This window comes from Solimonas variicoloris DSM 15731 (genome assembly GCF_000382285.1).
Lineage (GTDB): Bacteria > Pseudomonadota > Gammaproteobacteria > Nevskiales > Nevskiaceae > Solimonas > Solimonas variicoloris.
In genome coordinates this window covers 39,854-65,541 of record NZ_KB907938.1, presented here as the reverse complement: position 1 = coordinate 65,541, position 25,688 = coordinate 39,854, and the positions used below count along the sequence as shown (strand labels likewise).

Annotated in this window: 25 protein-coding genes and 1 other RNA gene; 6 read left to right on the top strand and 20 right to left on the bottom strand. The window is 68.8% G+C overall.

The window, feature by feature from the left end; genetic code table 11:
* The first annotated feature begins 22 nt into the window (after positions 1 to 22).
* Positions 23 to 1,540, top strand: a complete 1,518-nt coding sequence (gene ilvA / locus H149_RS0114530) for a threonine ammonia-lyase, biosynthetic (RefSeq protein ID WP_026353188.1) — start codon at positions 23 to 25, stop codon at positions 1,538 to 1,540.
* Positions 1,541 to 1,614: 74 nt separating this feature from the next.
* Here ilvA and H149_RS0114525 read toward each other — a convergent pair whose 3' ends face one another.
* The 8 genes from H149_RS0114525 to sohB all read right to left on the bottom strand — a co-directional run bounded on the left by H149_RS0114525 (position 1,615) and on the right by sohB (position 6,694).
* Positions 1,615 to 2,082 (bottom strand): EVE domain-containing protein, encoded by a 468-nt coding sequence (locus tag H149_RS0114525; RefSeq protein ID WP_020650494.1) that lies wholly within the window; start codon positions 2,080 to 2,082, stop codon positions 1,615 to 1,617.
* On the bottom strand, positions 2,067 to 2,624 hold the full coding sequence (locus H149_RS0114520) for a 5-formyltetrahydrofolate cyclo-ligase (RefSeq protein ID WP_083930999.1): 558 nt from the start codon (positions 2,622 to 2,624) through the stop codon (positions 2,067 to 2,069). Before H149_RS0114520 ends, H149_RS0114525 begins: the two co-directional genes overlap by 16 nt.
* A 19-nt stretch (positions 2,625 to 2,643) precedes the next feature.
* Positions 2,644 to 2,826: non-coding RNA, 6S RNA (ssrS, locus tag H149_RS22815), on the bottom strand.
* Between the two features lie 44 nt (positions 2,827 to 2,870).
* Positions 2,871 to 3,191, bottom strand: a complete 321-nt coding sequence (locus tag H149_RS0114515) for a cell division protein ZapA (RefSeq protein ID WP_020650492.1) — start codon at positions 3,189 to 3,191, stop codon at positions 2,871 to 2,873.
* On the bottom strand, positions 3,188 to 3,382 hold the full coding sequence (locus tag H149_RS0114510; protein WP_020650491.1) for a hypothetical protein: 195 nt from the start codon (positions 3,380 to 3,382) through the stop codon (positions 3,188 to 3,190). Before H149_RS0114510 ends, H149_RS0114515 begins: the two co-directional genes overlap by 4 nt.
* Positions 3,383 to 3,460: 78 nt before the next feature.
* Positions 3,461 to 4,882, bottom strand: a complete 1,422-nt coding sequence (locus H149_RS0114505; protein WP_020650490.1) for a DegQ family serine endoprotease — start codon at positions 4,880 to 4,882, stop codon at positions 3,461 to 3,463.
* Between the two features lie 88 nt (positions 4,883 to 4,970).
* Positions 4,971 to 5,603 carry a YbhB/YbcL family Raf kinase inhibitor-like protein gene (locus tag H149_RS0114500; RefSeq protein ID WP_020650489.1) on the bottom strand — a complete coding sequence of 211 codons (633 nt, stop codon included), beginning with the start codon at positions 5,601 to 5,603 and terminating at the stop codon, positions 4,971 to 4,973.
* A gap of 47 nt (positions 5,604 to 5,650) precedes the next feature.
* Positions 5,651 to 6,694 carry a protease SohB gene (gene sohB / locus H149_RS0114495; RefSeq protein WP_020650488.1) on the bottom strand — a complete coding sequence of 348 codons (1,044 nt, stop codon included), beginning with the start codon at positions 6,692 to 6,694 and terminating at the stop codon, positions 5,651 to 5,653.
* A 204-nt stretch (positions 6,695 to 6,898) separates the two neighbouring features.
* Between sohB and H149_RS21130 the strand changes: the two genes are divergently transcribed.
* On the top strand, positions 6,899 to 8,056 hold the full coding sequence (locus tag H149_RS21130; RefSeq protein WP_169518358.1) for an OmpA family protein: 1,158 nt from the start codon (positions 6,899 to 6,901) through the stop codon (positions 8,054 to 8,056).
* A gap of 194 nt (positions 8,057 to 8,250) precedes the next feature.
* Here the strand turns inward: H149_RS21130 and hemH are convergent, their stop codons facing one another.
* The 10 genes from hemH to H149_RS0114440 form a co-directional block, all read right to left on the bottom strand.
* The gene (hemH, locus tag H149_RS0114485) at positions 8,251 to 9,333 is read right to left on the bottom strand and encodes a ferrochelatase (RefSeq protein ID WP_051101875.1); all 1,083 of its coding nucleotides are present in this window, start codon (positions 9,331 to 9,333) and stop codon (positions 8,251 to 8,253) included.
* A gap of 52 nt (positions 9,334 to 9,385) precedes the next feature.
* The gene (locus H149_RS0114480) at positions 9,386 to 10,795 is read right to left on the bottom strand and encodes an amino acid permease (protein WP_020650486.1); all 1,410 of its coding nucleotides are present in this window, start codon (positions 10,793 to 10,795) and stop codon (positions 9,386 to 9,388) included.
* Positions 10,796 to 10,958: 163 nt separating this feature from the next.
* On the bottom strand, positions 10,959 to 12,248 hold the full coding sequence (locus H149_RS0114475) for an acetyl-CoA C-acetyltransferase (RefSeq protein ID WP_020650485.1): 1,290 nt from the start codon (positions 12,246 to 12,248) through the stop codon (positions 10,959 to 10,961).
* A 313-nt stretch (positions 12,249 to 12,561) separates the two neighbouring features.
* On the bottom strand, positions 12,562 to 13,923 hold the full coding sequence (accC, locus tag H149_RS0114470) for an acetyl-CoA carboxylase biotin carboxylase subunit (RefSeq protein WP_020650484.1): 1,362 nt from the start codon (positions 13,921 to 13,923) through the stop codon (positions 12,562 to 12,564).
* Between the two features lie 22 nt (positions 13,924 to 13,945).
* Positions 13,946 to 14,389, bottom strand: a complete 444-nt coding sequence (gene accB, locus H149_RS0114465; protein WP_020650483.1) for an acetyl-CoA carboxylase biotin carboxyl carrier protein — start codon at positions 14,387 to 14,389, stop codon at positions 13,946 to 13,948.
* 25 nt (positions 14,390 to 14,414) lie between these two features.
* The gene (gene aroQ, locus H149_RS0114460) at positions 14,415 to 14,858 is read right to left on the bottom strand and encodes a type II 3-dehydroquinate dehydratase (protein WP_020650482.1); all 444 of its coding nucleotides are present in this window, start codon (positions 14,856 to 14,858) and stop codon (positions 14,415 to 14,417) included.
* 129 nt (positions 14,859 to 14,987) lie between these two features.
* On the bottom strand, positions 14,988 to 15,512 hold the full coding sequence (locus H149_RS0114455) for a TlpA family protein disulfide reductase (protein WP_020650481.1): 525 nt from the start codon (positions 15,510 to 15,512) through the stop codon (positions 14,988 to 14,990).
* A gap of 1 nt (position 15,513) precedes the next feature.
* The gene (locus tag H149_RS0114450) at positions 15,514 to 15,972 is read right to left on the bottom strand and encodes a protein-disulfide reductase DsbD domain-containing protein (RefSeq protein ID WP_083931005.1); all 459 of its coding nucleotides are present in this window, start codon (positions 15,970 to 15,972) and stop codon (positions 15,514 to 15,516) included.
* Entirely contained in the window at positions 15,972 to 16,331 is a 360-nt protein-coding gene (cutA, locus tag H149_RS0114445) for a divalent-cation tolerance protein CutA (protein ID WP_020650479.1), read from the bottom strand. The genes H149_RS0114450 and cutA overlap by 1 nt, the downstream gene beginning before the upstream one ends.
* Positions 16,332 to 16,359: 28 nt before the next feature.
* Positions 16,360 to 17,673, bottom strand: a complete 1,314-nt coding sequence (locus H149_RS0114440; RefSeq protein WP_020650478.1) for an Nramp family divalent metal transporter — start codon at positions 17,671 to 17,673, stop codon at positions 16,360 to 16,362.
* A gap of 176 nt (positions 17,674 to 17,849) precedes the next feature.
* Between H149_RS0114440 and H149_RS0114435 the strand changes: the two genes are divergently transcribed.
* From H149_RS0114435 to H149_RS0114425, 3 genes are all read left to right on the top strand, one after another.
* Positions 17,850 to 19,226 (top strand): MATE family efflux transporter, encoded by a 1,377-nt coding sequence (locus H149_RS0114435; protein ID WP_039749080.1) that lies wholly within the window; start codon positions 17,850 to 17,852, stop codon positions 19,224 to 19,226.
* A gap of 233 nt (positions 19,227 to 19,459) precedes the next feature.
* The gene (locus H149_RS0114430; protein WP_020650476.1) at positions 19,460 to 21,385 is read left to right on the top strand and encodes a CocE/NonD family hydrolase; all 1,926 of its coding nucleotides are present in this window, start codon (positions 19,460 to 19,462) and stop codon (positions 21,383 to 21,385) included.
* Positions 21,386 to 21,533: 148 nt separating this feature from the next.
* Entirely contained in the window at positions 21,534 to 22,172 is a 639-nt protein-coding gene (locus tag H149_RS0114425) for a peroxiredoxin (RefSeq protein WP_020650475.1), read from the top strand.
* A 66-nt stretch (positions 22,173 to 22,238) separates the two neighbouring features.
* Here H149_RS0114425 and H149_RS0114420 read toward each other — a convergent pair whose 3' ends face one another.
* On the bottom strand, positions 22,239 to 23,078 hold the full coding sequence (locus H149_RS0114420; protein WP_020650474.1) for a TatD family hydrolase: 840 nt from the start codon (positions 23,076 to 23,078) through the stop codon (positions 22,239 to 22,241).
* On the bottom strand, positions 23,075 to 24,916 hold the full coding sequence (locus H149_RS0114415) for a DCC1-like thiol-disulfide oxidoreductase family protein (RefSeq protein WP_020650473.1): 1,842 nt from the start codon (positions 24,914 to 24,916) through the stop codon (positions 23,075 to 23,077). The genes H149_RS0114420 and H149_RS0114415 overlap by 4 nt, the downstream gene beginning before the upstream one ends.
* A 92-nt stretch (positions 24,917 to 25,008) precedes the next feature.
* On the opposite strand from H149_RS0114415, the gene H149_RS0114410 reads away from it, so the two are divergent.
* The gene (locus H149_RS0114410) at positions 25,009 to 25,674 is read left to right on the top strand and encodes an alpha/beta hydrolase (protein WP_245540534.1); all 666 of its coding nucleotides are present in this window, start codon (positions 25,009 to 25,011) and stop codon (positions 25,672 to 25,674) included.
* Positions 25,675 to 25,688 lie beyond the last annotated feature (14 nt).

Below are 25,688 nucleotides of genomic sequence, written 5' to 3'. Positions count from 1 at the left end.
CGGCAGCGCGGATATTCGCAAGCTGCTCGAGCAATACCGTGCGCGCATCGAAAGTGCGCGCGTCTACGACGTCGCCGTGGTCTCGGCGCTGGAGGACGCGGGCAAGCTGTCGCAACGGCTCGGCAACCGCGTCCTGTTCAAGCGCGAGGACCAGCAATCCGTCTACTCGTTCAAGCTGCGCGGCGCCTACAACAAGATCGCGCGCCTGGCGCCCGAGCAGCGCGCCCGCGGCGTGGTCACCGCTTCCGCCGGCAACCACGCGCAGGGCGTCGCGCTGGCGGCGCGCAAGCTCGGCATTCCGGCGCACATCGTCATGCCGCGCACGACGCCGGCGCTGAAAGTCGAATCGGTGCGCGAGCTCGGCGGCAAGGCGATCCTGCACGGCGACGGCTTCGACGACGCGCGTGCGCATGCCGAGCAGCTGGTGGTCGAAAAGGGCTGGACCATGATCCATCCCTACGACGATCCGGACGTGATCGCCGGCCAGGGCACGATCGGCCGCGAGCTGCTGCAGCAGTGCGGCAATCTCGACGCGGTGTTCGTGCCGGTCGGCGGCGGCGGCCTGATCGCCGGCGTCGCCGCCGCCATCAAGTCGGCCAATCCGCGCGTCAAGGTGATCGCCGTCGAGCCCGACGACTCGACCTGCTTCGCCTCGGCGATGAAGGCCGGGCGTCGCGTCGTGCTGCCGCAGGTCGGCTTGTTCGCCGACGGCGTCGCCGTGCGGCAGATCGGCGAGGAGACCTTCCGCGTCGCCCGGCATCTGGTCGACGACACGGTGCTGGTCAGCGTCGACGAGATCTGCGCCGCGACCCGCGACATCTTCTACGACAAGCGCGCGCTGCCCGAGCCGTCCGGGGCGCTCGCGGTCGCCGGTCTCAAGCGCTGGGTCAACGAACATGGCGTGCGCGGCCAGACGCTGGCGGCGATCATTTCCGGCGCCAACGTCAACTTCGACCGTCTGCGCCACATCGCCGAACGCGCCGAGCTCGGCGACGACGCCGAGGCGCTGCTGGCGGTGACGCTGCCAGAGCGTCCGGGCGCGTATCGGCAGTTCATGCGCCACATCGGCCGCCGTCCGGTCACCGAGTTCAACTACCGCTACGCGCAGGGCAGCCCCGCGCACGTGTTCGTCGGCCTCAAGCTGGCCGGTGGCAGCGAGGAGCTCGACATGCTGGTCGCCGGCCTGCGCGAGCAGGGTTATCCGGTGCTCGACCTGCGCGGCGACGAGATGGCCAAGGACCACGTGCGCTTCATGGTCGGCGGCCGCGCGCCGGGCCTGGCCCACGAGCGCCTGTTCCGCTTCGAGTTCCCAGAGCGTCCGGGCGCGCTCGCCGATTTCCTGCAGGCGATCGGCGCGCGCTGGAACATCTCGCTGTTCCACTACCGCAACCACGGCGCCGCCTACGGCCGCGTGCTGTGCGGCCTGCAGGTGCCGAAGAAGGAATGGGCCGAGTGCCGGCGCGTGTTCGACGCGCTCGGCTACGAATACGCCGACGAGACCGGCAATCCGGCGTACGAGCTGTTCCTCGGCACCGCCTGAGCCGCCGCCAGGGCGTTCGCCGCGCTCGCGCGACGGCGCATCGATTCGCGCGACGGGCGCCGAGCGCAGTGTGCTCAGCGGCCTTCGAGGCCGAGGATGTAGCGCCAGTGTGTCGGGCGCACCGGCACCACCGACAGGCGCGTACCGGGCGCCAGCAAGGCGAGTCCCTTGAGGTTGGGCTCATGCGCGCGCAGCGTCGCCAGCGTCACCGGCGCAGCCAGCTTGCGCACGAACTTCACGTCGACCAGCAGCCAGCGCGGCGCTTCGGGCGTGGCCTTCGGGTCGTAGTACTCGGACTTCGGATCGAACTGCGTCGGATCGGGATAGGCCTTGGAGGCAACCTTCATCACGCCGTAGATCCCGGGCACCTTGGCGTTGGAGTGATAGAAGAACGCCTCGTCGCCGATCTCGAACTGGTCGCGGAACATGTTGCGCACCTGATAGTTGCGCACGCCGTTCCACGGTTCGGTCTGTTTCGGGCGGGCCGCGAGATCGTCGATCGAGAAGACGTCGGGCTCGGACTTCATCAGCCAATAGGCCATTTCACTCCCTGTTCGGTAATCACGGCGTCGAGCGGTACATCCCACGGATCGCGCGGGAGACGGTCGACTTGCTGGATCGCGTAAGCGTAGCCGAGATAGCACGGCCGGCGCCCGATGCGCGGGCGCGCGAGCCAGCGGTCGTAATAGCCGCCGCCGGTGCCGAGCCGGGCCCCGCGCGCATCGAAGCCGAGCAGCGGCAGGATGATGGCGTCGAGTTCGGCGCGCCGCACGCGCGCGCCGTGGCGCGCCGGCTCGGCGATGCCGTAGCGGTTGCGGCGCAGCGCCGCGTCATGGCGCAGCCACTCGAAGCGCATCCGGCCCGGACCCAGGATGCGCGGCACGGCCACGCGCACGCCTGCGCCGCGCAGCACGGCGATCAGCTTGCCGGTCGGCAGTTCGCTGCCGTAGTAGAGGTAGACGCAGACGCGGCGCGCGCGCAACGCACGCAGCAGCGCCAGCGCGTGGCGTGCCGCCTGCCGCGACGCGCGGCGGCTGCAGGCGCCGGAAACGAGAAGGCGCCGCGCGCGGAGTTCGCGGCGCAGCGCCTGCTTGCGTGTATAGGTGTCTCCCGCCTGTGCCGTCATCGGTCTTCGACCTTGAGACGTAGTCTCAAGTGGGCACCTCGCCATGCCATTGGGCTTCCCACTGCGTGGTGGGCCTGCACGCCCGGCGTGGTTAGGGTTCCCGGGGTTTTGCAAATAGGCTCAAGGGTACCAAACCGATTCGCGAACACCGCAGGAGACACGAGCAAAGGATATCACGGGTGCTTCGTGCGGCTCGACCGCTCGTCACTCGAGCGACATCGTCGAGTCGATGTCGAGCGCGAGCTGGCGCAACCGCTGCACGGCCTGCGGATCGGCCTGCGCAACGCCGTCGACGCCCTTGAGCTCGAGCAGCTCGCGCGCGATGTTGAGTGCTGCCATCACCGCGATGCGCTCGGCGCCGAGCGCCTTGCCGCGCTTGCGGATGCTGGTCATGCGCTCGTTGAGGTAGTCGGCGGACTTGATCAGCGCCTCGTGCTCGTCGGGCGGGCAGGCGACGGCGTACTCCTTGCCCATGATGCGCACGGTGATGCTGAGCGGCTCGGCGGCGTCCTTGTCGACAGTCATGGTTCCTGCTCCGATTCGAGCGAGCGCACGCGCTCGACGATGCCTTCGATGCGGCGACGCAATTCGGCGTTCAGTGCCAGCAAGCGGTCGCGCTCCTGCAGGGCGCGTTTCTGCTCGAGCCGGGCCTCGCGGTAAGCGGCCATCAGGCGCTGCACGCGATCCTCGAGCTGCTGGAGTTCGGATTCAATCATTGCGGCGGACAAAAAAGGCGGCGGCCCAGTATATCGTCTACTGGCGCCGCCGCCGGCCCGCAACGGCGGGCGTGTCGCTTACTGCAGAAGAAGGAACAGCGCGCCCGGACCGCGGCGCAGCTGCAGCAGCAGCTGGCCCTTGCCGGCGATCAGCTTGTTGAAGTCTTCCATCGTCGTCACCGGCTGGCGGTTGACGGCGATGATGACGTCGTTCGGGCGCAGGCCGGCCTTGGCCGCCGGCGAGCCTTGCTGCACCGACTTCACGACGATGCCGCTGTCGATGTCCTCGTCACGCATGCTGTCGTCGACCACCGCGAACGTGGCGCCGGCCAGGCGCGGCGAGACGTCCTTGGTGACGGCGACCGTCTGCTGCGTGTCCTTGCCGATGGTGACGGTGACGTTCTTGAGCTTGCCGTCGCGGTAGAGCTTGAAGTCGACCTTGTCGCCGACGCGCATCAGACCGACGATGCTGCGCAGCTGCGGGAAGTCGGTGATGTCCTTGCCGTTGGCGGCGACGATCAGGTCGCCCGCCTTGAGGCCGGCCTTGGCGGCCGGCGAGTCGGGCACGACGCGGCCGATCAGGGCGCCGCGGCTGCTCGGCAGGTTCAGGGCCTTGGCGAGCTCCGGCGTGACTTCCTGGCCGCCGACCACGCCGATGCGGCCGCGCTCCACGGAGCCGTGCTCGATCAGCTGCGTCATGATGTTCTTGACGAGCTTGACCGGGATCGCGAAGCCGATGCCGACGTTGCCGCCGGACTGCGAGTAGATCATCGATGGCACGCCGACCAGCTCGCCCTTGAGATTGACGAGCGCGCCGCCGGAGTTGCCCGGGTTGATCGAGGCGTCGGTCTGGATGAAATCGCCGAGGCCGTCGCTGATGCCGGTACGGCCGAGCGCCGAGACGATGCCGCTGGTGACGGTCTGGCGCAGGTTGTACGGCGAACCGATGGCGACGACGAAGTCGCCGACCTGCAGGGCGTCGGAGTTGCCGAGCGGCAGCGCCGTGAGCTGGTCGGCCTTGATCTGCAGCACGGCGACGTCGGTGCCGTCGTCGCGGCCGATCAGCTTGGCCTCGAACTCGCGATCGTCGTTGAGACGGACCTTGATCTCCTTGGCGTCCTTGACGACGTGGTTGTTGGTGATGACATAGCCCTTGGCGGCGTCGACGATGACGCCGGAGCCGACCGACTGGAACTCGCGCTCCTGCGGCTGGTCGGGCACGTCGAAGAAGCGGCGGAAGAACGGATCGTCCATCAGCGGATTGCGGACTTCGACCTCGCCGGTCACGGAGATGTTGACGACGGCGGGCATCACCGGCTTGAGCATCGGCGCCAGCGAGGGCACGCCGCCCTGGACGGGCAACTGCTGCTGCGGCTGGGTGGTGACCGGGATGTCGGCGTGCGCCGAGCGCGGCGCCGAGGACATCATCAGGGCGGCGCCGAGGATGGACGCCGAAACTGCGAGCGGAGCGATGAGCTTGACGGCGAATTCTTTTGACATCGAAGAAAGTCTCGGGATCAGGCTGCGGATAGGCAGCGGCGGTAAGACCGCCGCGTCGTTCAATAGTTTCCGGGGTCGGGCCGTCGGCTCAGCGCAGGCGCAGCGCCGGGTTCAGGCTGTAGCGGCCGACGATCGCGGCGCGCGCCAGCACGTGTCCGTCCGCCGCGCGGCGCAGATCGGCGAGGCTGAAGCCCGGCGCCAGTCCGAGTGACGGCACATCGAGGGCCAGCACCTCGAAGGTGTACCGATGCACGCGTGCGTCGTTCCACGGCGGGCAGGGGCCGTCGTAGCCGAGGTAGCGGCCTTCCATCGCCGCGTCGCCCTGGAACCAGCCGGTGTAGTCGTTGAGCCCCTGCACCGAACCTTCCGGCCCGGCCGGCTGCGTCTTGCCGTGCGCGGCGACGCCCTGACTGCAGGCGCCTTCGGCAAGCTCGTTCAGCGACGGCGGCAGGTCGGCGAGCAGCCAGTGCACGAACTCGGCGCGCGGCAACGCGGCCGGCACCACGCGACCGTCGCGGTTGACGTCGTCCGGACGTGTCGGCGCGTCGGCGTCGATGACGGTCACGACGAAGCTCTGGGTGCTGGCGGGCGCGCCGCTCCAGCGCAGGTGTGGGCTGCGGTTCCGGGCGAGGCGGACGTGGCCGAACGGCGCCTTCTCGGCGAAGGCGCAACGGCCGGGGATGCGACCGCTGGCGGACAGGCTGCGGCTGGACAGCTTCATGCAGTTTCTCCGAATCGTGCGTGAACGGTTCAGGCCCGGTGAGGGCACTAATAGCGCTGCGACAGCGCGGTTTCCTCGACGCTGCGCCGCAGGCCGAGGCCAAGCTTGACGAGGCCGTCCGACAGGCGCTGCGCGAGCGCTTGCCGGCGCCGGAAGCGCAGGCCGTAGAGTTCGGCGTCCCGGGTCCGTGCGAGCAGGTAGTCGTCGCTGGTCTGCAGCTGGTCGACGAGCTGCAGTTCGAGCGCCTGGCTGCCGAACCAGTGCTCGCCGGTCGCGACGCGCGCGATGTCGAGCTTGGGACGGTATTCGCCGACGAAGCGCTTGAACAGCGCGTGCGTTTCCTCGATCTCGGAACGGAATTTCTCGCGGCCGGCCTCGGTGTTCTCGCCGAACAGCGTCAGCGTGCGCTTGTAGTCGCCGGCCGTGTGCAGCTCGTAGTCGACGTCGAGGCGCTTGAGCAGGCGATTGAAGTTCGGCAGCTGGGCGACCACGCCGATCGAGCCGACGATCGCGAAGGGTGCGGCGAGGATGCGGTCGGCGACGCAGGCCATCAAGTAGCCGCCGCTGGCCGCCACCTTGTCGACGGCGACCGTCAGGTGCACGCCGGCGCTGCGCAGGCGCGCCAGCTGGGAGGCCGCGAGGCCATAGCCGTGCACCATGCCGCCTTCGCTGTCGAGCCGGAGCAGGACCTCGTCGCGGCCCGGACGCGCCACCTGCAAGACGGCGCTGATCTCCTCGCGCAGTGCGTCGACCGCCGAGGCCTGCAGGTCGCCGTGGAACTGCAGCGCGTAGACGCGCGGCTTGCCGTCGTCGGCCTGGGGACGGGCCTTGCGGCGTTCGCGCTCGTGGCGCTTGCGCTCCTTGAGCAGCAGCTTGCGTTCCGCGTCACTGAACGTCTGATCGCGGATCGCGTCGGCCAGATCCTCGTAGCGCTCGTTGAGGTTACGCACCTCGAGTCGTTCGCCGCCGGCCGATCCGCCGCGCGCGGCGCGGATCACGATCGCCAGCAACAGGCCGCTGACCGCCAGGGCCGCGACCCAGGTCACAGTCTTGGCAAGGAACAGGCCATAGGCCGTCAGGAATTCGCTCATGCGGGGTCCGGAGAGTCCAACTTGCTGGAAAACTTCTAGTTTACGGGGCAGAATCGCCGCAGAAGCGGAGGGTGCGCAAGCGCCGCGTGCTTGGCAAGCCTCCAATAAATTTACGCTGCAGTGCAAAACGGCTTGCGTATAATGTTTCAGGCTGCACACGCTTTCGGGCTGTTCTGGATAAACAAGAGGTTGGGAGATTCGGCAATGAAAAAAATGCACCGTGCCGGACTTGCGTTACTGCTCGCCGCTGTCGCCATGCCGGTTCTGGCGCAGGAAGCGGAGCAGGAAATGCGGCCGTACATCAGTGGCGGTTACACCTATACGTTCGAGGACGGTGACCGCAACTCCGACAACGGCAACGGCTGGTACATCGGCGCAGGCAAGGCCATCAACCAGTACTGGGGTTGGGAGTTCAGCGGATCCTGGGACCAGTTCGACAAGGACGGCGCCGCCAATCCGAACAACTGGCGCCAGTACGGTGCCAAGCTCGACGGCATGTTCTTCTATTCGCGCGATCCGAAGTTCTCGCCGTACGTCGGCCTCGGCGTCGGCGCGATGCGGACGGAGCTGAAGACCACCGGTAACAAGTCGACCGATCCGTTCGTCGACGCCGGCGTCGGCTTCTTCAAGTATTTCAGCGATCACCTCGGCATGCGCGCCGACGTCCGCTACCGCTGGCTCGACGCCGGCGACATTCCGGGTGTCAGCGCCTTCGGCGAGCCGGTCGTCAAGGTCGGCCTGGTTGCCGCGCTCGGCGACAAGCCGGCCAAGCCGGTGCTCGAGGTCAAGGACTCGGATGGCGACGGCGTGCCGGACGACGCCGATCTGTGCCCGGGCACGCCCAAGGGCGTGAAGGTCGATGCCAAGGGCTGCCCGATCGATTCGGACGGCGATGGCGTGCCGGATGGTCTGGACCAGTGCCCGGGTACGCCGCCTGGTGTCGCGGTCGACGACAAGGGCTGCCCGACGACGCTCGGTTCCGGCCGCTTCAAGATCATCGGTTCCGGCGCCGACCTGCGCTTCGAGGACGTGCACTTCGAGTTCGACAAGTCCGATCTGTCGGATTACTCGAAGGAAATGCTCGACGATGCGGCGAATGTCATCAATCAGGTTTCCGAGAAGTATCCGGCCCTGAAGGTCGACGTCTCCGGTCACACCGACTCGGTCGGCACCGAAGGCTACAACCAGGGTCTGTCGGAACGCCGCGCCAACGCCGTCAAGCAGTACCTGCTGCGCAAGGGCGTCGAGCCGGGCCGTCTGAACACGTACGCTTACGGCGAGTCGAAGCCGGTGGCGACGAACGATACCGCTGAAGGTCGCGCCCAGAACCGCCGTGCGGAAACCCGCACTCGCGGCGAATAAGCCGGCTCAGGACGTCGCTTCAGGAAAACCCCGCTGCCGAGAGGCAGCGGGGTTTTTTTCGTGTCGGGGCCGTGGTGGCGTGCTGAGCGGGCAGGGCCGTCGCGCCGTGCAGCGCGTGCAGGCGCCGGCCTGCCGCGCGGAGGATTGCCGGCGGCACGGGGCCCGTGGCGGTGCCGGCGAGCCGGCGGCTGAAGTCAGAAGCCGCGCTGCAGGCGCGCGATGCGCTCGGGGGCGGCCGCGGCCGGGTCCGGGCGGCTGACGTCGGGCCAGCCGGCCAGATGCTGCCGGGCGAGTTCGGTGAGCACGTCGAGGTGCCGTTCGCCGGCGTTCAGCGCCGGGATGTAGCGCAGGGCCTCGCCGCCCGCGGCACGGAATTGCTCCGCGTAGCGCAGCGCCACCTCCTCGAGCGTCTCCAGGCAGTCGGCGGAGAAGCCGGGGCAGATCGCGTCGAGCGTGCGTACGCCGCTGCGGGCGAGGCGCTCGACGGTCTGGTCGGTGTACGGCGACAGCCATTTGGCGCGGCCGATTCGGGACTGGAAGCTGAGGCTCCATTGCTCCGGGGCCAGCTGCAGCGCCGCCGCCAGCAGGCGCGCGGTCTTCTGGCAGAAGCAGTAGTACGGATCGCCGGCCGTCAGGTATTGCAGCGGGATCGAGTGAAACGACATCAGCAGGTGCTCGCCGCGGCCGTGCAGCTGCCAGTGCGCGCGCACCGAGTCGGCGAGCGCGTCGATGTAGTCGGGCAGGTCGTGATAGCCGTTGACCAGGCGCAGTTCCGGCCACCAGCGCATCGGCTGCACGTGCGCGAGCACGGCGTCGAACACCGAGGCCGTGGTCGTCGCCGAATACTGCGGATACAGCGGCAGCACGACGATGCGGCGCGCGCCGGCCTCCAGCAGCTGATCGATCGCGCCGGCGATCGACGGCGTGCCGTAGCGCATGCCGAGCGCGACGGGAATGTCGGCACCGAGGCGCGCCTGCAGGCCGGCCTGCTGCGCGCGGCTGATCGCCAGCAGTGGCGAACCGTCGGGCGTCCAGATGCTGCGGTATGCATGCGCGAGGCGTGCCGGCCGGAACGGCAGGATGAAGCCGTGCAGGATCAGCCACCACAAGGGGCGCGGCAGTTCGACGACGCGCCGGTCGCTGAGGAACTCGGCGAGGTAGCGGCGGATCGCCGGAGCCTCGGGCGCATCCGGCGTGCCGAGGTTGACGAGCAGCACGCCGCTGCGCAGTGCGCGGGCGTGCGCGTCGACGTTCGGAGTGGAAGGCGGGTTCGGCATCGCCGCGATCATACGCGGGCCGACCGCCCGCGTTGAAGATCGGCGCGGACGCTCAGGCGATCTTCGGAGCGAGCGCGCTGTGCCGGCGCGAGTACGCGAAGTAGAGCGTCAGGCCGAGCGCCATCCAGATCGAAAACGCTACCCAGGTCAGTCCGGGCAGGCTCAGCATCAGCCAGCCGCAGAAGCCCATGCCGAGGATCGGCACCAGCGGTACGGCCGGCACCCGGAACGGACGCGGCATGTCCGGACGCGTGCGGCGCAGGACGATGACGCTGAGGCAGACGAGGAAGAACGCGCCCAGCGTGCCGAGGTTGACGAGCTCGGCGACCTTGCCGATCGGCGACAGGCCGGCGATCAGCGCGATGACGATGCCGCTGCTGAAGATCAGCTTGACCGGTGTCTGCGTGCGCGGATGCAGCGTCGCCATCGCCGACGGCAGCAGGCCGTCGCGGCTCATCGCCAGCACGATGCGGGTCAGGCCGTAGTACAGCACCAGCATGACGGTGGTGATGCCGAAGATCGCGCCGGTCGCGACCAGACCCTGCGCCCAGCTGATGCCGAGGCGGCCCATCGCCGCGGCGATCGGGGCCTTGAGGTCGATCTGCTGGTACGGCACGACGCCGGTCAGGATGCCGGACACGACGATGTAGAGCAGCGTGCAGACCGCCAGCGACGCCAGGATGCCGATCGGCAGATCGCGCTGCGGATTGATCGCTTCTTCGCCGGCGGTCGAGACGGCGTCGAAGCCGATGTACGCGAAGAAGATCAGCGCCGCGGCGGTGGCGATGCCCATCATGCCGTAATGCGACTGGCCGTTGGCGTCGACGACGCGTTCGGGAATGAACGGCGACCAGTTGTCCGGATCGACGTGCGGCGCGGCGATCGCGATGAAGATCAGGATCGTCGCCAGCTTGACGATCACCATCACGCCGTTGAAGCGCGCCGATTCCTTCACTCCCCAGGACAGCAGCAGGGCGAGCACCAGCACGATGGCCATCGCCGGCACGTTGCAGATGCCGCCTTCGGACGGCGACGACGTCCACGCCGCCGGCAGTTCGAAACCGAAGAAGCCGGACAGGATCTTGGCGAAGTAGCCCGACCAGCCGATCGACACGGTGGCGGTGGCGACCGTGTATTCCAGCAGCAGCAGCCAGCCGATGATCCAGGCCGGGAACTCGCCGATGCCGGCATAGGCGTAGCCGTAGGCGCTGCCGCTGCCACCGATCGCACTCGACAGCTCGGCGTAGCACAGGGCCGAGAACGCGCAGGCCAATCCCGAGATCACGAACGACAGCACGATCGCCGGACCGGCGTGCTCGGCGGCGGCGACGCCGGTCAGCACGAAAATGCCGGTGCCGATCACGCAGCCGATGCCGAGCAGGGTCAGATCCCAGGCCGTCAGGCAGCGGCGCAACCCGGTATGGGCGTTCGGATCGATGGCTTTGGTGCGCAGCAGGCTCATGAAGCGGGACTCCCGATGAGGATCGGTCGATTATGCACAAAGCCTGCTCCGCGCCCGAGCGGAAAGACCACCAGAAACGAAAAGCCCGGCGAACCGGGCTTTTCATATCGCTATGGTGCGCAGGCGACGCCGGCAGCGGAGCTGCCGGCGATCGCCCGGAGCCTCAGGCGCGCTCGACGATCGCGGTGATGCCGAGGCCGCCGGCCGCGCAGATCGAGATCAGGCCGCGGCCGCCGTTGTTCTCGTCGATGATCTTCGCCAGCGAGGCGAGGATGCGGCCGCCGGTCGCCGCGAACGGATGGCCGGCGGCGAGGCTGCCGCCCTTGACGTTCATCTTGGCGCGGTCGATCGCGCCGAGCGGCGCATCGAGGCCGAGCTTCTCGCGGCAGAACTTCGGGTCTTCCCAGGCCTTCAGCGTGCACAGCACCTGGCCGGCGAAAGCTTCGTGGATTTCGTAGAAATCGAAGTCCTGCAGCTTCAGGCCGGCGCGGTTGAGCATGCGCGCGACGGCATAGGCCGGCGCCATCAGCAGGCCTTCGTGCTTGCGGCCGGCGAAGTCGACGGCGGCGGTCTCGGCGTGCGTGATGTAGGCGAGCGGCTTGTAGCCGTGCGCCTTGGCCCAGTCTTCCGACGCCAGCAGCACCGCCGAGGCGCCGTCGGTCAGCGGCGTCGAGTTGCCGGCGGTCAGCGTGCCTTGGCCCGACTTGCGGTCGAAGGCCGGCGACAGCGACGCCAGCTTTTCCAGGGTGATGTCCGCGCGCAGATTGTTGTCACGCGACAGGCCCGAGAACGGCACGACGAGATCGTCGAAGAAGCCGGCTTCCCAGGCGGCGGCGGCCTTCTTGTGCGACTCGTAGGCGAGCTGATCCTGCGCTTCGCGCGGGATCTTCCATTCCTTGACCATCACTTCGGTGTGCTGGCCCATGCTCATCTTGGTGCGCGGCTCGCCGTTGGTCGGAATCTGCGGCGCCAGCATCGCCGGACGGAACTTGGCGAGCGCCGCGAGGCGCTGACCGGTGGTCTTGGCGCGGTTGAGTTCGAGCAGGATCTTGCGCAGCTTCTCGCCAACCGCGATCGGCGCGTCCGAGGTGGTGTCGGTGCCGCCGGCCATGCCCGACTCGATCTGGCCGAGCGCGATCTTGTTGGCGATGTTGATCGCTGCCTGCAGGCCGGTGCCGCAGGCCATCTGCAGGTCATAGGCCGGCGTTTCGGCCGCCAGGCCCGACGACAGCACCGACTCGCGGCACAGGTTGAAGTCGCGCGAGTGCTTCAGCACCGCACCGGCGGCGACTTCGCCGAGCGCTTCGCCATGCAGCTGGAACTTGTCGACGACGCCCTTGAAGGCCGTCGTCAGCATGTCCTGGTTCGACTTCGTCGCGTACGCCGTGTTCGAACGGGCGAACGGAATGCGCGATCCGCCGAGGATCGCCACCTTGCGGCCGTAGGGCTTCATCTGTCTCTCCTGCAATGCAATGGAAAACCGGAAATGGCGGCGAGCTTAGTGAGGGGGGCTCGGGCTGACTATTGCTGCACCGCCACATGGCGCGGGCATTTGATCATGCGCTGCAGATGCGAAAAAGCCCCGGCGGGCCGGGGCTTTTCCTGTTGCTGCGCGACCGCCACTGGCGCGACGGTCCAGCCGAATCGACCGCCGGCCCGGCCGTCCTTGCCCGACTCGGCAGGACCTTGCGTCGTGCCTCGCCATGGGCAAATACCGGCCGGGCGTTCGCAAGGCGAGCTTGCCCTTCAAGGCCTTCTCGCTTTGCTCACTCCTCCGTCGCCCACTGCTCGAGCATCTTCTCGAGGTAGTGGATGTGGTGCGAGCCTTCCTTGAACACCGGGTCCGCCATGATGCGGCGCTGCAGCGGGATGTTGGTCTGGATGCCCTCGATCACCATCTCGGCCAGCGCCTGGCGCATGCGCGCGATCGCACTCTTGCGGTCGGAGCCGTAGGCGATCAGCTTGCCGATCATCGAGTCGTAGTGCGGCGGCACCTTGTAGCCGGCGTAGCAGTGCGAGTCGAGGCGGATGCCCGGGCCGCCCGGCGCGTGGTACTTCTTGATCTCGCCGGGCGAGGGCACGAAGGTGCGCGCGTTCTCGGCGTTGATCCGGCACTCGATCGCGTGGCCGCGCATGCGGATGTTGCCCTGCTTCTTCTTCAGCGGCTTGCCGTCGGCGATGCGGATCATTTCCTTGATCAGATCGACGCCGGTGACCATCTCCGTCACCGGGTGCTCGACCTGGATGCGGGTGTTCATCTCGATGAAGTAGAAGCGGCCGTCCTCGTAGAGGAACTCGAAGGTGCCGGCGCCGCGATAGCCGATGCGCTTGCACGCCTCGACGCAGAGCGTGCCGATCTCCTCGCGCTGCTCCTCGGTGATGCCCGGCGCCGGCGATTCCTCGACGACCTTCTGGTTGCGGCGCTGCATCGAGCAGTCGCGCTCGCCGAGATGGATCGCGTTGCCCTGGCCGTCGGACAGCACCTGGAACTCGATGTGGCGCGGCGTCTCCAGGTACTTCTCCATGAACACGGAGCCGTCCTTGAACGCGGCCTGCGCCTCGGTGCGCGCGAGCTGGATCTTCTGGATCAGATCGCCTTCCGCGCGCACCACGTGCATGCCGCGGCCGCCGCCGCCGGAGGCAGCCTTGATCAGCACCGGATAGCCGACTTCGGCGGCGATGCGGATGCACTCGTCGTCGTCGTCCGGCAGCACGCCGTTGCTGCCCGGCACGCAGGGCACGCCGGCGGCGATCATCTCGGCCTTGGCGTTGGTCTTGCTGCCCATCAGGCGGATCGTCTCCGCACGCGGGCCGATGAAGATGAAGCCGGATTTTTCGACCGACTCGGCGAAGTCGGCATTCTCGGACAGGAAGCCGTAGCCCGGATGGATGGCGTCGGCCTGGGTCACTTCGGCGGCGGAAATGATCGCCGCCATGTTCAGGTAGGAGCGCGCCGCCTGCGGCGGGCCGATGCAGACGGCCTCGTCGGCGAGCGCGACATGCTTCTGCTCGCGGTCGGCGGTCGAATAGACGGCGACCGTCTTGATGCCGAGCTCGCGACAGCAGCGCAGGATGCGCAGGGCGATCTCACCGCGGTTGGCGATGAGGATTTTCTTGATCTCTTTCATGGCCGGAAGGGGCTGTTCCGGTTCACTCGATGGCGAACAGCGGCTGGTCGAACTCGACCGGCTTTTCGTTCTCGGCGAGGACCTCGACGACGACGCCGGCCTTGTCGGCCTCGATCTGGTTGAGCATCTTCATCGCCTCGATGATGCACAGCACCTGGCCGGCCTTGACGGTCTGGCCGATCTCGACGAACGGCTTGGCGCCCGGCGACGGCGCGCGGTAGAAGGTGCCGACCATCGGCGCCTTGACGATGTGACGGTTGTCGGCCTTGACCGGGGCCGGCGCTGCAGGCGCGGCCACGGCGGCCGGCGCTGCCGGCGCCTGAAGCGGCGCGGCATAGACCGGCTGCACCGGCGCCGCCATCTGGCGGCTGATGCGCACTGATTCCTCACCCTCGCGCACTTCCAGCTCCGAGATGCCGGACTGCTCGACGAGATCGATCAGCGTCTTGATCTTGCGTAAATCCATTGCTCCCTCCTCAGGGATGCGCTTGTCAGTTTTGCGAAAGGCGTGCATGCGCCGCCTGCAGTGCGAGCCGGTAACCCAGCGCGCCGCAGCCAGCGATGACGCCCGAAGCGATGTCGGACAGATACGAGTGCTTGCGGAACGGCTCGCGGGCGTGGACGTTCGACAGATGCACTTCGATGAACGGGATGGCGACGGCCAGCAGCGCGTCGCGCAGCGCCACGCTGGTATGCGTGTACGCGCCCGGGTTGATCAGGATGAAGGCGACGCCGTCGGCACGGGCCTGCTGGACGCGGTCGACCAGCGCGCCTTCATGATTGCTCTGGAAGCTCGACAGCTGGTGGCCGAGCCGTGCGGCCTCGGTGCCCAGCTCTCGCTCGATGTCGGCCAGGGTCTGGTGCCCGTACACGCCCGGCTCACGGGTGCCCAGCAGGTTCAGGTTGGGCCCGTTGATCAGCAGCAGGTGGCTCAAGCAGAGTGCTCGCGTTCTTGGTATGGCCCGATTCTGCCGCAGCCCTGTCGCCGAAAACAAGCGCGAAATAGGATTTACAGGCAGTTACCTACAAGATCGCGGCATTTCGGTGCGTTTGGCGGTCCGGGCTCAGGAGCGGCCGAGATGCCGCTGCAGCAGCTGCTGCAGCTGTTCGGCGCTCATGCCGCCGAGCACGCGTTCGGCGACGAAGCCGTCCGGATCGATCAGCACCGAGAACGGCAGCGCGCCGCGGTCGTTGCCGAGCTCGCGCATCGCGGCGTCGCCGGCGCTGAAGTTGGCGGCGACCGGATAGTTGATCTGGAAGCGGCGCAGCAGCGGCTGCACCGCGGCCGGCTCGTCGAGGGCCGGGCCGATGATCTGCAGGCCCAGCGAGCCGTAGTTGCTCTGTGCGGCGACCAGATGCGGCAGCTCGTCCATGCACGGTGCGCACCACGAGGCCCAGAAGTTGATCAGCACCCAGCGTCCGCGCAGCGACGACAGCGCCAGCGTCTTGCCGTCGAGCGTCGCGAAGCTCAGCGCCGGGGCGATGGTCGTCGCGCGCTCGACCTTCGGCTGCGCGAAGTGCCGGTACGACAGCGCGCCGGCGGCGGCGCCGAGCAGGGCGAGGGCGATGAAGACGGCAGGCTTGCGCATGTCAGGGATTCAGCGTTTGCGTGAGGGTTTGCGGTGGATAGCAGACGCCGGCGTCGGCGCAGCCCTGGAAGCTGACGCGCAGTCGCAGCGCTTGCTGCGCCGCGGCCGCCGGCAGGTTCAGCGGCACCTCGGCTTCGAGCAGGCCGCGGTAGATCTGCACGGCGCCGAAATGCTCGTCGACGTGGTCGATGCCCTGCGGCAGGCGGATCGGCCGCAGGCCGGCCGCGGTCGGACCGAGCAGCTCGACGCGGATACGCTGGCGGTACAGGTAGTAGCCCGGCGCGATGTTCCAGCTCAGATGCAGCTGCGCGCCGCGCCGCTCGATCGGCATCAGGTCGAAGGCCTGCGCCGCCGGCAGCAAGTCGTCGACGCTGGCGCGGCGCTCGAGGGCATTGCCCGGCGCGGCGCCGGCACTGGTGCAGGCGAGCAGGGCGAGGGCGGCGAAGCCGCGGGCAGGCATCAGGCGCACGAGGCGAGAATCCAGTCGAGATAGGGCGGGTGAACGGCCCCGACAGGGACCGCGACGATTTCCGGAAGTTCGTACGGATGCTCGCGCAGGACCGCCGCGCGCAGCGCTTCGAAGCCCGCGGCCGGGTGCTTGATCAGCAGCAGCGCTTCGTCCGCCTGCTCGACGGCGCCCTGCCAGCGGTAGATCGAGCGCAGCTGCGGCAGCACGCTGACGCAGGCCGCCAGACGCGCGTCGACGAGGTGCCGGGCGATGCGCTCGGCGGCGTCCGGCGGACAGCTGACCAGGGTGATTGCGAGCGCGGCGGCCGGCGCGGTGGCCGGCTGCGGCCCGGTGGCGGCGGAAGGATTCATCGGCGCAAGCTTACCGATTCCGCGACGGCTACAGGAATTGCGCGAGCAGCCACAGATTGGCCGCACTGATTGCGACGAACAGGCTCCAGCCGGCGATGCGCGTCAGCGGACCATTGGCGAAGCTGCCCATGATGTCGCGCCGGCCGGTGAAGCGGAGCAGCGGGTACAGCGCGAACGGCAGCTGCAGGCTCAGCACGACCTGGCTCAGCACCAGCAGCGTGCCGACCGCGTGCTCGCCGAGCACGGCGACGCCGATGAAGGCCGGCACCAGCGCCAGCGCGCGCGTGATCAGGTGCCGCCGCCAGCAGGGGATCTTCAGGTTGAGGAAGCCTTCCATGATGATCTGCCCGGCGATCGTGCCGGTGAAGGTCGAGCTCTGGCCGGCGGCGAGCAGGGCGATGCCGAACAGCAGCGCGGCGGCGGCGGTGCCGACTACCGGTTCGAGCAGACGGTAGGCGTCCTCGATGCTGGCGACGTCGGCATAGCCGGTGCCGTGGAACGCGGTCGCCGCCAGCACCAGGATCGCACCGTTGACGAGCATCGCCAGTGCCAGCGACACGACGGTATCGACGCGCAGGAAGCGGATCGCCTCGCGCCGCGCCGCCTCGCCTTCACCGAGGCGTCGTGTCTGCACGATCGACGAGTGCAGGTAGAGGTTGTGCGGCATCACCGTGGCGCCGACGATGCCGATCGCCAGGTACACCGCCTCGCGGTCGGTCGCCAGTCCGGCATGCGGCATCAGGCCCTCGCGCACCGCGCTCCATTCGGGGCCGGCCAGCAGCAGTTCGACGAGAAAGCACGACGCGATCGTCGCCACCAGCGCCAGCACGATCGCTTCGAGCCGGCGGAAGCCCTTGCCCTTGAGACCGATGACGACCAGCGTGCTCGCCGCCGTCAGCACCACGCCGGTCAGCACGCTGACGCCGAACAGCAGATGCAGCGCGAGCGCGCTGCCGAGCACCTCGGCGAGATCGCAGGCGACGATCGCCAGCTCGGCGAGCAGCCACAGCGCGGTATTGGCGCGGCGGCCGTAATGCTCGCGCGACAGGCGCGCGAGATCGTAGCCGGTGGCGACGCCGAGTTTCATCGCCAGCGTCTGCAGCAGCATCGCCGCGAGGCTGGCGGCGGCGACCACGAACAGCAGTGCATGGCCGTACTTGGCGCCGGCCTCGATGTCGGTCGCCCAGTTGCCGGGGTCCATGTAGCCGACCGAGACCAGCAGGCCGGGGCCGCAGAACGCCAGCAGCTTCTTCCACGCCGGCAGGCCGGGACGGATCGCGACGCTGCCGCGCACCTCGGACGGACAGAACGGTGCGGTCGCGGTCGTCGGCAGCTTGAACATGGAGGGATCGGCGGCGAAGCGGTGGCGGGCGTGGCGGGCGGACGCGCCTGCGGTGGCGGCTGCGTCGTTCGTACTCTGGCATCGCCGCGCGAAAATGCCCAGACTACGCGCCCCGCTGGTTCCGGCGGCGCTTCGTTCCCGCCGACGGCGGGAGATCACCTCTCGCGGTTGCCGATATGCACACTCTCGAACGAAACGTGTTCCGCGCCGAGGCGCGCGAATACTTCAAGCTCGCCTGGCCGATCGTCGTCGCTCAGCTGTCCTTCGTCAGCATGGGCGCGGTCGACACCATTCTCGCCGGGCGCCTCGGCGCCGCGCAGCTGGCGGCGGTGGCGGTCGGCGCGAACGTCTTCTTCTTGCTGTTCGTGTTCTTCTCCGGTCTGTTCATGGCGGTGTCGCCGATCGTCGCGCAGAAGATCGGCGCGCGCCGCGATCCGCTCGAGATCGGCCGCTTCGTGCGCGGCGCGCTGCTGCTGGCGATCGTCATGGGCCTGCTGTGGACGGCGCTGCTGTTGCTGCTGCGTGAGCCGGTGCTCGACCTCCTCGGTCTGGCATCCGATACGCGCGCCTACGCCGATGGCTATCTGCGCGCGATCGCGCTGGCGCCGGTGCCGGCCTGCATCAACTTCGTCCAGCGCAACGCCGCCGATGCGCACGGCCTGACGCGGCTGTCGCTGGTGTCGGGGCTGGTCGGCTTCGTCGTCAACGGCACGCTCGGCTACGGGCTGATGTACGGCCGCCTCGGCCTGCCGGAGCTTGGCCCGGCCGGCGCCGGCTACGCGCTGGCGCTCGCCGACTGCTCGATGGTCTTCGTCTACGCCGCGCAGTACTGGCGCACGCCGGTGCTGCGGGCGCTGCACATCCTCGGTCCGGGCGCATGGCCGTGGCGCGACGCGACGCGCCAGGTCCTGCCGCTCGGCCTGCCGATCGCCGCGATCTTGTTCGCCGAGTCGAGCCTGTTCCAGATCGGCGCGCTGATCGTCGCGCGCTTCGGCTCCGAGACCATGGCGGCGCACCAGATCGCGATCAACTTCACCTCGGTGATGTTCATGATCCCGCTGTCGGTCGGCATGGCCGCGACGGTGCGCGTCGGCCTTGCCGCCGGTGCCGGCGACGCCGCCGCGGTCGCGCTGCGCGGCCGCGTCGGCATGGCGATCGGTGTCGGCTTCGCCGTGTTCTCGGCGAGCCTGATGCTGCTGCTGCCCGATACCATCGTCGCACTCTACACCAACGTCGCCCCGGTCGCGAAGCTGGCGATGGGTTTCCTCGTTTACGCGGCGATCTTCCAGATCGTCGATTGTGTGCAGGCGACCGCGAACGGCGCGCTGCGCGGCATCAAGGACACGCGCCTGCCGATGCTGATCACCGTCACCGCGTACTGGATCGTCGGCCTGCCGCTCGCCGCCTGGCTGGCGCTGCGCACGGAGCTCGGGCCGGCCGGCGTGTGGTGTGGCTTCATCTTCGGCCTGACGGTCGCGGCGATCGGTCTGGCGCTGCGCTTCCTGCGCCGCACGGCGCCGGCGGCCGTGCCGGTCGCCGCGGCGCGCCACTGACGGCGCCCGTACGTCGCGCACGATCCGGCTGACGGCAGAGGCCGCGTATCCGTTGCCGTGCGAGCCGGGGAGCACCGCTCGCGAGGAATGCGCGAGGGCAGGAGGATCGTCGGCCAGCAGTCGATGCGTTGCCGCAGGCCGGCGCCGTGCCTATGCTCGCCGTCCTGGGGGCACCCGCCATCGGTGCACGGGTGCCGTGCGGGAATCCTGATAGCCGACCACCGGACCGATCGATGAAAACTGCCGCGTCGCTGTCTGCCGGACTGCTGCTGTCTGCCGCTCTCGCGTTTGCCGCCCCTGCCGCCGCCGGCGCCGCGCCGGCGCGCGTCACGCCGATGACGCCGGACATCGTGACGGCCTACGACGAGCTGCGCCCGTCGGCCGACTTCATCAAGCGCGTCGAGATGGTGCCGATGCGCGACGGCGTGAAGCTGTACACCGTGATCTTCATGCGCAAGGGCGTGAAGGACGCGCCGATCCTGCTGTCGCGTACGCCGTACGACGCCCAGAAGTCGACCGCGCGCGTCGCCAGCCAGAAGCTCACCGAGGTGCTGCCGGCGATGGACGCGCCGTTCGTCGACGACGGCTACATCCGCGTCTACCAGGACATCCGCGGCCTGCATCACTCGGAAGGCGAGTGGATCATGAACCGCCCGCTCGCCGGGCCGCTCAACGACAGCGGCATCGACGAGTCGACCGACGCCTACGACACCATCGACTGGCTGGTGAAGAACGTCGCCGAGAGCAACGGCAAGGTCGGCATCATCGGTTCGAGCTATCTCGGCTTCACGGCGCTGATGGCCGAGATCGATCCGCATCCGGCGCTCAAGGCCGCCGCGCCGCAGAGCCCGATGGTCGACGGCTGGCGCGGCGACGACTGGTTCCACAACGGTGCGTTTCGCGTCAGCAGCTTCGACTACGCGCTGGAGATGAGCCAGGACAAGGGCAGCGGCAGCGCGATTCCGCACGGTGCCGGCGACGACTACACGCTTTATCTCAAGGCCGGTTCGGCCGGCGACTTCGCGCGGCAATGGGGGCTCGACGCGATCCCGTTCGTGCAGAAGCTAATGCAGAACCCGGCGTACACGCCGTTCTGGTCGCTGCAGGCGGTCGACGCGCTGCTGGCGCAGCGGCCGCTGACGGTGCCGACGATGCTGATCGTCGGCCAGTGGGACCAGGAGGATTCGTACGGCGCGCCGGCGGTCTACCGGGCGCTCGCGGATTCGCCGCGGCGCCGGGCGCCGGTCTCGCTGGTCATCGGCCCGTGGCGCCACTCCGGCGTCAATCACTACGGCTACGAGCTCGGTGCGCTGACCTTCCGCGGCGACACCGCCGCCGAATTCCGCACGCGCTATCTCAAGCCGTTCTTCGACCACTACCTCAAGGACGGTGCGGACCCGCGCACGCCGGCGGCGCTGAGCTACGCGACCGGCGCCGATCGCTGGAACGAATCGCCGCGCTGGCCGATGGGCACGCCGACGCCGCTGTACCTGAGCGCCGGCTTCGGTCTCAGCTTCGACAAGCCGGCGCAGGCCGGCCACGACGACTACGTCTCCGATCCGGCCAAGCCGGTGCCGTTCCTGCCGCGGCCGATCCACATGGGCGATCCGTTCCAGTGGAAGCCGTGGCTGGTGCACGACCAGCGCTTCGTCTCGGATCGCCCGGACGTGCTGGTCTACGAAAGCGCGCCGCTCGACGCGTCGCTGCACATCATGGGCGCGCCGGGCGTCGAGCTGTACGCGGCGACCTCGGGCCGCGACAGCGACTGGGTCGTCAAGCTGATCGACATCTATCCGGACGACTCGCCGGAACCGGCCCGGGAAGGTTCCAAGCCGAGCCTGGCCGGCTTCGAGCTGCCGGTCGGCATCGAGATCTTCCGTGGTCGCTACGTGCACGGCTTCGACGCGCCGCGGGCGCTGACGCCGGGCAAGGTCGAGACCTACCGCTTCGCGCTGCCGAACGTCGATCACGTGTTCCTGCCGGGGCATCGCATCGGCGTGCAGGTGCAGTCCAGCCTGTTCCCGCTCTACGACCGCAATCCGCAAACCTGGGTCGACAACCTCTTCGACGCGCGGCCCGCCGATTACCGGGCGGCGACCCAGAGCGTCCATCGCGGCGCCGCGCACGCTAGCCGCCTGCTGCTGCCGGTCGTGCGCTGAACGGCGATCTCGGCCGCGCCCGCGCGCCGCGGTCGGCGCGCGGGCAGGGCGCGCGCCTTATCGCCAAGCGGTCTTGGCTTATGCCTTGAAGTCGTCCCGGGCGCGGTTCCTAATACGGGCCTTCCTTACCGCCGGACGGAGACCCGACATGACCCTGAGACTGGGCGACATCGCACCCGATTTCGAAGCCGAGACCACCGAAGGCCGCATCCGCTTCCACGAGTGGCTCGGCAACTCTTGGGGCGTGCTGTTCTCGCACCCGAAGAACTACACGCCGGTCTGCACGACTGAGCTCGGTTACACCGCCAAGCTCAAGCCGGAGTTCGACAAGCGCAACGTCAAGGCGATCGGCCTGTCGGTCGACAAGCTCGAGGACCACTACGGCTGGAGCAAGGACATCGAGGAGACGCAGGGCGCGGCGCTGAACTTTCCGCTGATCGCCGACGCCGACCGCAAGGTCGCCGATCTCTACGACATGATCCATCCGAACGCCAGCGACAGCTTCACCGTGCGCAGCGTGTTCATCATCGACCCGAACAAGAGGGTCCGCCTGATCATCACCTACCCGGCATCGACCGGCCGCAACTTCGACGAGATCCTGCGCGTCATCGACTCGCTGCAGCTGACCGATCAGTACAAGGTCGCCACGCCGGTGAACTGGAAGCCGGGTGAGGACGTCATCATCGTGCCGGCGCTCAAGGACGAGGACGCCAGGAAGCTGTTCCCGCAGGGCTGGAAGGCGCTGAAGCCGTATCTGCGTCTGGTCGCCCAGCCGAAACAGGGCTGAGCCGGATCGAGGGTCGCAAATGGCCGCCGCGAGGCGGCCCTTTTGCATGGCGCCGTCGCCGCCGCTTCAGTGCCGCGGCGGCTCCGGCAGTCCGAAGAAGCGGCGCGCGTTCGCCGTGCTGTGCTGCGCGACCTCGGCGGGCGTCTGGCCGCGGGCGCGGGCCACGGCCTCGAGCACCCACGGAAGGAAGGCCGGCTCGTTGCGCCGGTGCAGGTCGCGCGTCAGGTGCTTCGGCGCGTTGCGCGGCAAGAGGTACGGCGCGTCGGTCTCGATCAGCAGGCGCGCGTCCGGGATGTCGCGCACCGCTTCGAGCAGGTGCGCGCCGCGGCGCTCGTCGCAGATCCAGCCGGTGATGCCGATGTGGCAGTCGAGCGCGAGGTAGTCGTTCAGCGCCTCGCGCGTGTCGGTGAAGCAGTGCACGACGACGTCACCGAGCTCGGCGCGATGCGCCTTGAGCATGGCCAGAAAATCGGCGTGCGCGTCGCGCTGATGCAGGAACAGCGGCTTGCGCAGCTCGATCGCCAGCGCCAGCTGCGCGGCGAAGGCGCGCCGCTGCTCATCGTGCGTCGCGAAGTTGCGGAAGTAATCGAGCCCGCATTCGCCCATCGAGACCAGTTCCGGCGCCGCCGCCAGCGCGCGCAGGCGCGCGCCGAGCGCATCGCTCCATTCGGCGGCGTGGTGCGGATGCAGGCCGGCGGTCGCGTACAGCCGGCCCGGATGCCGCTGCGCCAGCAGCAGCGCCTGCTCGGCGCTGGCCAGCGAGCTGCCGGTGACGACGATCTGGGTGACGCCGGCCGCGCGCGCGCGTTCGAGCATCGCCTCGAAGTCGGCGTGGAAGCTGTCGTGCGCGAGGTTCGCGCCGATGTCGACGAGGTCGAGACCGGCGCCGGCGGCGACCGCGCTCACGGAATCTGGCCCTTGGTTTCGTCCGGATAACACTCGTGGCGCCAGACCACCTGCTGCTCGACGCTCGCGGCCTGGCCCGGCGGCGGCGTGCGCTCGAGCATGTAGACCATCTTGAAGGTCATCAGGCGCCGGCCGCGATCCTCGGGCGTGGCGCCGAGACGGTCGTTCCACTGCCGGCAGAGATACTTCGCATACCACAGCCGATGGCCGGCGTAGGCGCGGTCCCAGAGCCGGCCGCGATAGGTCAGCCAGCGGATGTTCTCCTGGTCGAGCGCGTAGTTGTCCGGCTTGTCGTAGTCCGGTGCGCCGCGCCGCGGATGCAGCAGGTCGAGCTCGGTGCCGTCGGCGAGGCGCGCCGGGAACACCCACCAGCCGTCGTCCTTGAGCGGGAACGGCGCGAACATGTTCCAGAGCTGGTCGATGCGCAGCACGCGGAACAGCGGAATCATCGCGCGGTAGCTGGCGCCCGGCAGCACATGGATCGTGTGCAGGTTCCAGATCAGCACCAGCGCGACGAAGGCGCCGGCGACGCGGTACCAGACCGCGCCGACCTCGAACGCGGTCGGCCGCTGCGGCAGCAGCGCGGCGCTGACGCGGCCGAAGGCGCCGCGATGGCGGGCGACGAAGTGGTAGACGGCGTTGCCCGGCGCGACCAGCGCCGGCCGGCGCAGCAGCGGCCACAGCCAGGCGAACAGCGGCGAGCGGTGCAGCAGCACGGTGAACGCCGGCCATTTCAGGTAGGCCTGCTCGTCGCGGTCGATGACCACCCAGGAGTGGTTCGCCTCCAGCAAGGTGCGCGCGCGCGGCGTGTCCTGGGCCGGCGCGATCTGCGCGTCCGGCAGCAGCAGGAGCTGGCGCATCAGCAGCACCGACTTCAGGCAGAAGCCGCAGTCGCGGTCGTAATAGATGCGCAGCGCGCCGCTGGTCTGGCGTGCGGCGCGGCGGCGCGCCAGCGCGTCCCAGACCCAGCCGCCGGTGAACGTCGTCAGCGAGGCGAGGCTGACGAACGGAAAGTGGCCGATCTGCAGGCACAGCAGAAAACCGACGTGCATCGCCATGAACGCCAGCATCAGCGCGAAGCGCACCGGACGCAGGAAATACGGCGTGAAGATCAGGATCGGGCCGAGCAGTTCGAGGACGTAGACATAGACCGACAGCAACTTCATCAGGCCGGGGAAGTTCAGCAGCCAGTGGCCGAGCGGCAGCGCGTGGCGGTCGAGCATCAGCGCGTAGTAGACGGCCGTGAAGTCCGGCCACCACTCGCGGCCGGACTTGAGGATCGCGCTGAAGAAGTAGACCGACATCACCTGCATCAGCAGGCCGAGCGAGGCCCAGGACACGTGCAGGTGCTGCGCCGGCGGCGGATTCGTCGACAGCGCCGCGTCGACCGAGTAGCGCGCCGCCAGCGGCAGGAACATCGACCAGAACATCAGGCAGCACAGCAGCAGATCGCCGCCGATCAGCACCACCGGATTGCGATTGATGAACGAGGCCCACAGCACGAACGACAGGATGCCGACGACGCGCGTGCGCCAGCCGAGCGCGAACAGCAGCGCGCAGGCCGCCTGGATCAGCAGCAGCAGGCCGGCGAACCAGGCCTGACCGTTGGCCAGGTACAGCGACAGCCGCCAGAGGCTGTCGGTTTCGATCAGCCAGGCGCGCGGCATCACGCCGGCGTCGGTCCAGAACGCCGTCAGGTCGCGGAACGAGCTGAGCACGCACCAGAGCAGGACCAGACCGAGCACGACGCGGAACAGCGCCAGCGTGCGCAGGTCGATGCCGACCATCTCGGCGAGGCGGGGATAGCGCGACGTCAGATCGGCGGGCGGAGCGTTCATGGGCGCCGATGCTGACCGGTCGCCGGGAGCCTTGGCAAGCGAAAACGTGCATTGAGGCAAAATGGCGCCCCCCGACCGAACCTGCGATGCGCATGCACCCCGATCTCCCCGCCGCCGGCGACAACAAGACCGTGCTGATTCCCGGCCCGGCCGGCCTGATCGAGGCGATGATCTCGGGGCCGCGCGTGCCCTCGGCGCAGCCAGGCTATGCCGTCGTCTGCCATCCGCATCCGCTGTACGGCGGCGCGATGAGCAACAAGGTGACCTATGCGCTCGCCTCGTGCGCGCAGAATGCCGGGCTTTACGCGCTGCGCTTCAACTTCCGCGGCGTCGGTCGCAGCCAGGGCGTGCACGACGAGGGTCGCGGCGAGACCGACGACACCGTGTTCCTTGCGCAGTGGCTCGGCGAGCGCCTGCCGCAGGGCCGTCTGCTGCTGGCCGGTTTCTCGTTCGGCGCCTGGGTCAGCACCGCGGCCGCCGCGCGGCTGGCGCCGGTCGCGCAGATCAGCATCGCGCCGCCGTTCGCCAAGTATTTCGCCGATGCGCCGCCGCCGCCGCGGCCGCGCTGTCCGTGGCTGGTCGTGCACGGCCGCGACGACGAAGTCGTCGCTTACGAACCGACGCGCCAGATCCTCGAGACCTACGCTCCGCCGCCGCAGCTGGTGACGATGGACGGCGTCGGCCACTTCTTCCACAACCGCATCGCCGATCTGAACGAGGTTGTGCTGCCGTTCATCCGCGAGCATTTCGCCGACTAGAAATTCACGGCCGC

What these genes read in the sequence shown, in the direction of transcription:
- H149_RS0114450 (WP_083931005.1), bottom strand. Translation starts at nt 15,972, where the DNA reads ATGCCTGCCCGCGGCTTCGCCGCCCTCGCCCTGCTCGCCTGCACCAGT.
- H149_RS0114455 (WP_020650481.1), bottom strand. Translation starts at nt 15,512, where the DNA reads ATGCGCAAGCCTGCCGTCTTCATCGCCCTCGCCCTGCTCGGCGCCGCC.
- H149_RS0114430 (WP_020650476.1), top strand. Translation starts at nt 19,460, where the DNA reads ATGAAAACTGCCGCGTCGCTGTCTGCCGGACTGCTGCTGTCTGCCGCT.
- H149_RS0114415 (WP_020650473.1), bottom strand. Translation starts at nt 24,916, where the DNA reads ATGAACGCTCCGCCCGCCGATCTGACGTCGCGCTATCCCCGCCTCGCC.
- sohB (WP_020650488.1), bottom strand. Translation starts at nt 6,694, where the DNA reads ATGAGCGAATTCCTGACGGCCTATGGCCTGTTCCTTGCCAAGACTGTG.
- hemH (WP_051101875.1), bottom strand. Translation starts at nt 9,333, where the DNA reads ATGCCGAACCCGCCTTCCACTCCGAACGTCGACGCGCACGCCCGCGCA.
- H149_RS0114525 (WP_020650494.1), bottom strand. Translation starts at nt 2,082, where the DNA reads ATGGCCTATTGGCTGATGAAGTCCGAGCCCGACGTCTTCTCGATCGAC.
- H149_RS0114475 (WP_020650485.1), bottom strand. Translation starts at nt 12,248, where the DNA reads ATGAAGCCCTACGGCCGCAAGGTGGCGATCCTCGGCGGATCGCGCATT.
- H149_RS0114500 (WP_020650489.1), bottom strand. Translation starts at nt 5,603, where the DNA reads ATGAAGCTGTCCAGCCGCAGCCTGTCCGCCAGCGGTCGCATCCCCGGC.
- accB (WP_020650483.1), bottom strand. Translation starts at nt 14,389, where the DNA reads ATGGATTTACGCAAGATCAAGACGCTGATCGATCTCGTCGAGCAGTCC.
- H149_RS0114410 (WP_245540534.1), top strand. Translation starts at nt 25,009, where the DNA reads ATGCACCCCGATCTCCCCGCCGCCGGCGACAACAAGACCGTGCTGATT.
- accC (WP_020650484.1), bottom strand. Translation starts at nt 13,923, where the DNA reads ATGAAAGAGATCAAGAAAATCCTCATCGCCAACCGCGGTGAGATCGCC.
- H149_RS0114480 (WP_020650486.1), bottom strand. Translation starts at nt 10,795, where the DNA reads ATGAGCCTGCTGCGCACCAAAGCCATCGATCCGAACGCCCATACCGGG.
- H149_RS0114440 (WP_020650478.1), bottom strand. Translation starts at nt 17,673, where the DNA reads ATGTTCAAGCTGCCGACGACCGCGACCGCACCGTTCTGTCCGTCCGAG.
- H149_RS0114425 (WP_020650475.1), top strand. Translation starts at nt 21,534, where the DNA reads ATGACCCTGAGACTGGGCGACATCGCACCCGATTTCGAAGCCGAGACC.
- H149_RS0114435 (WP_039749080.1), top strand. Translation starts at nt 17,850, where the DNA reads ATGCACACTCTCGAACGAAACGTGTTCCGCGCCGAGGCGCGCGAATAC.
- H149_RS21130 (WP_169518358.1), top strand. Translation starts at nt 6,899, where the DNA reads ATGAAAAAAATGCACCGTGCCGGACTTGCGTTACTGCTCGCCGCTGTC.
- H149_RS0114505 (WP_020650490.1), bottom strand. Translation starts at nt 4,882, where the DNA reads ATGTCAAAAGAATTCGCCGTCAAGCTCATCGCTCCGCTCGCAGTTTCG.
- H149_RS0114510 (WP_020650491.1), bottom strand. Translation starts at nt 3,382, where the DNA reads ATGATTGAATCCGAACTCCAGCAGCTCGAGGATCGCGTGCAGCGCCTG.
- H149_RS0114515 (WP_020650492.1), bottom strand. Translation starts at nt 3,191, where the DNA reads ATGACTGTCGACAAGGACGCCGCCGAGCCGCTCAGCATCACCGTGCGC.
- cutA (WP_020650479.1), bottom strand. Translation starts at nt 16,331, where the DNA reads ATGAATCCTTCCGCCGCCACCGGGCCGCAGCCGGCCACCGCGCCGGCC.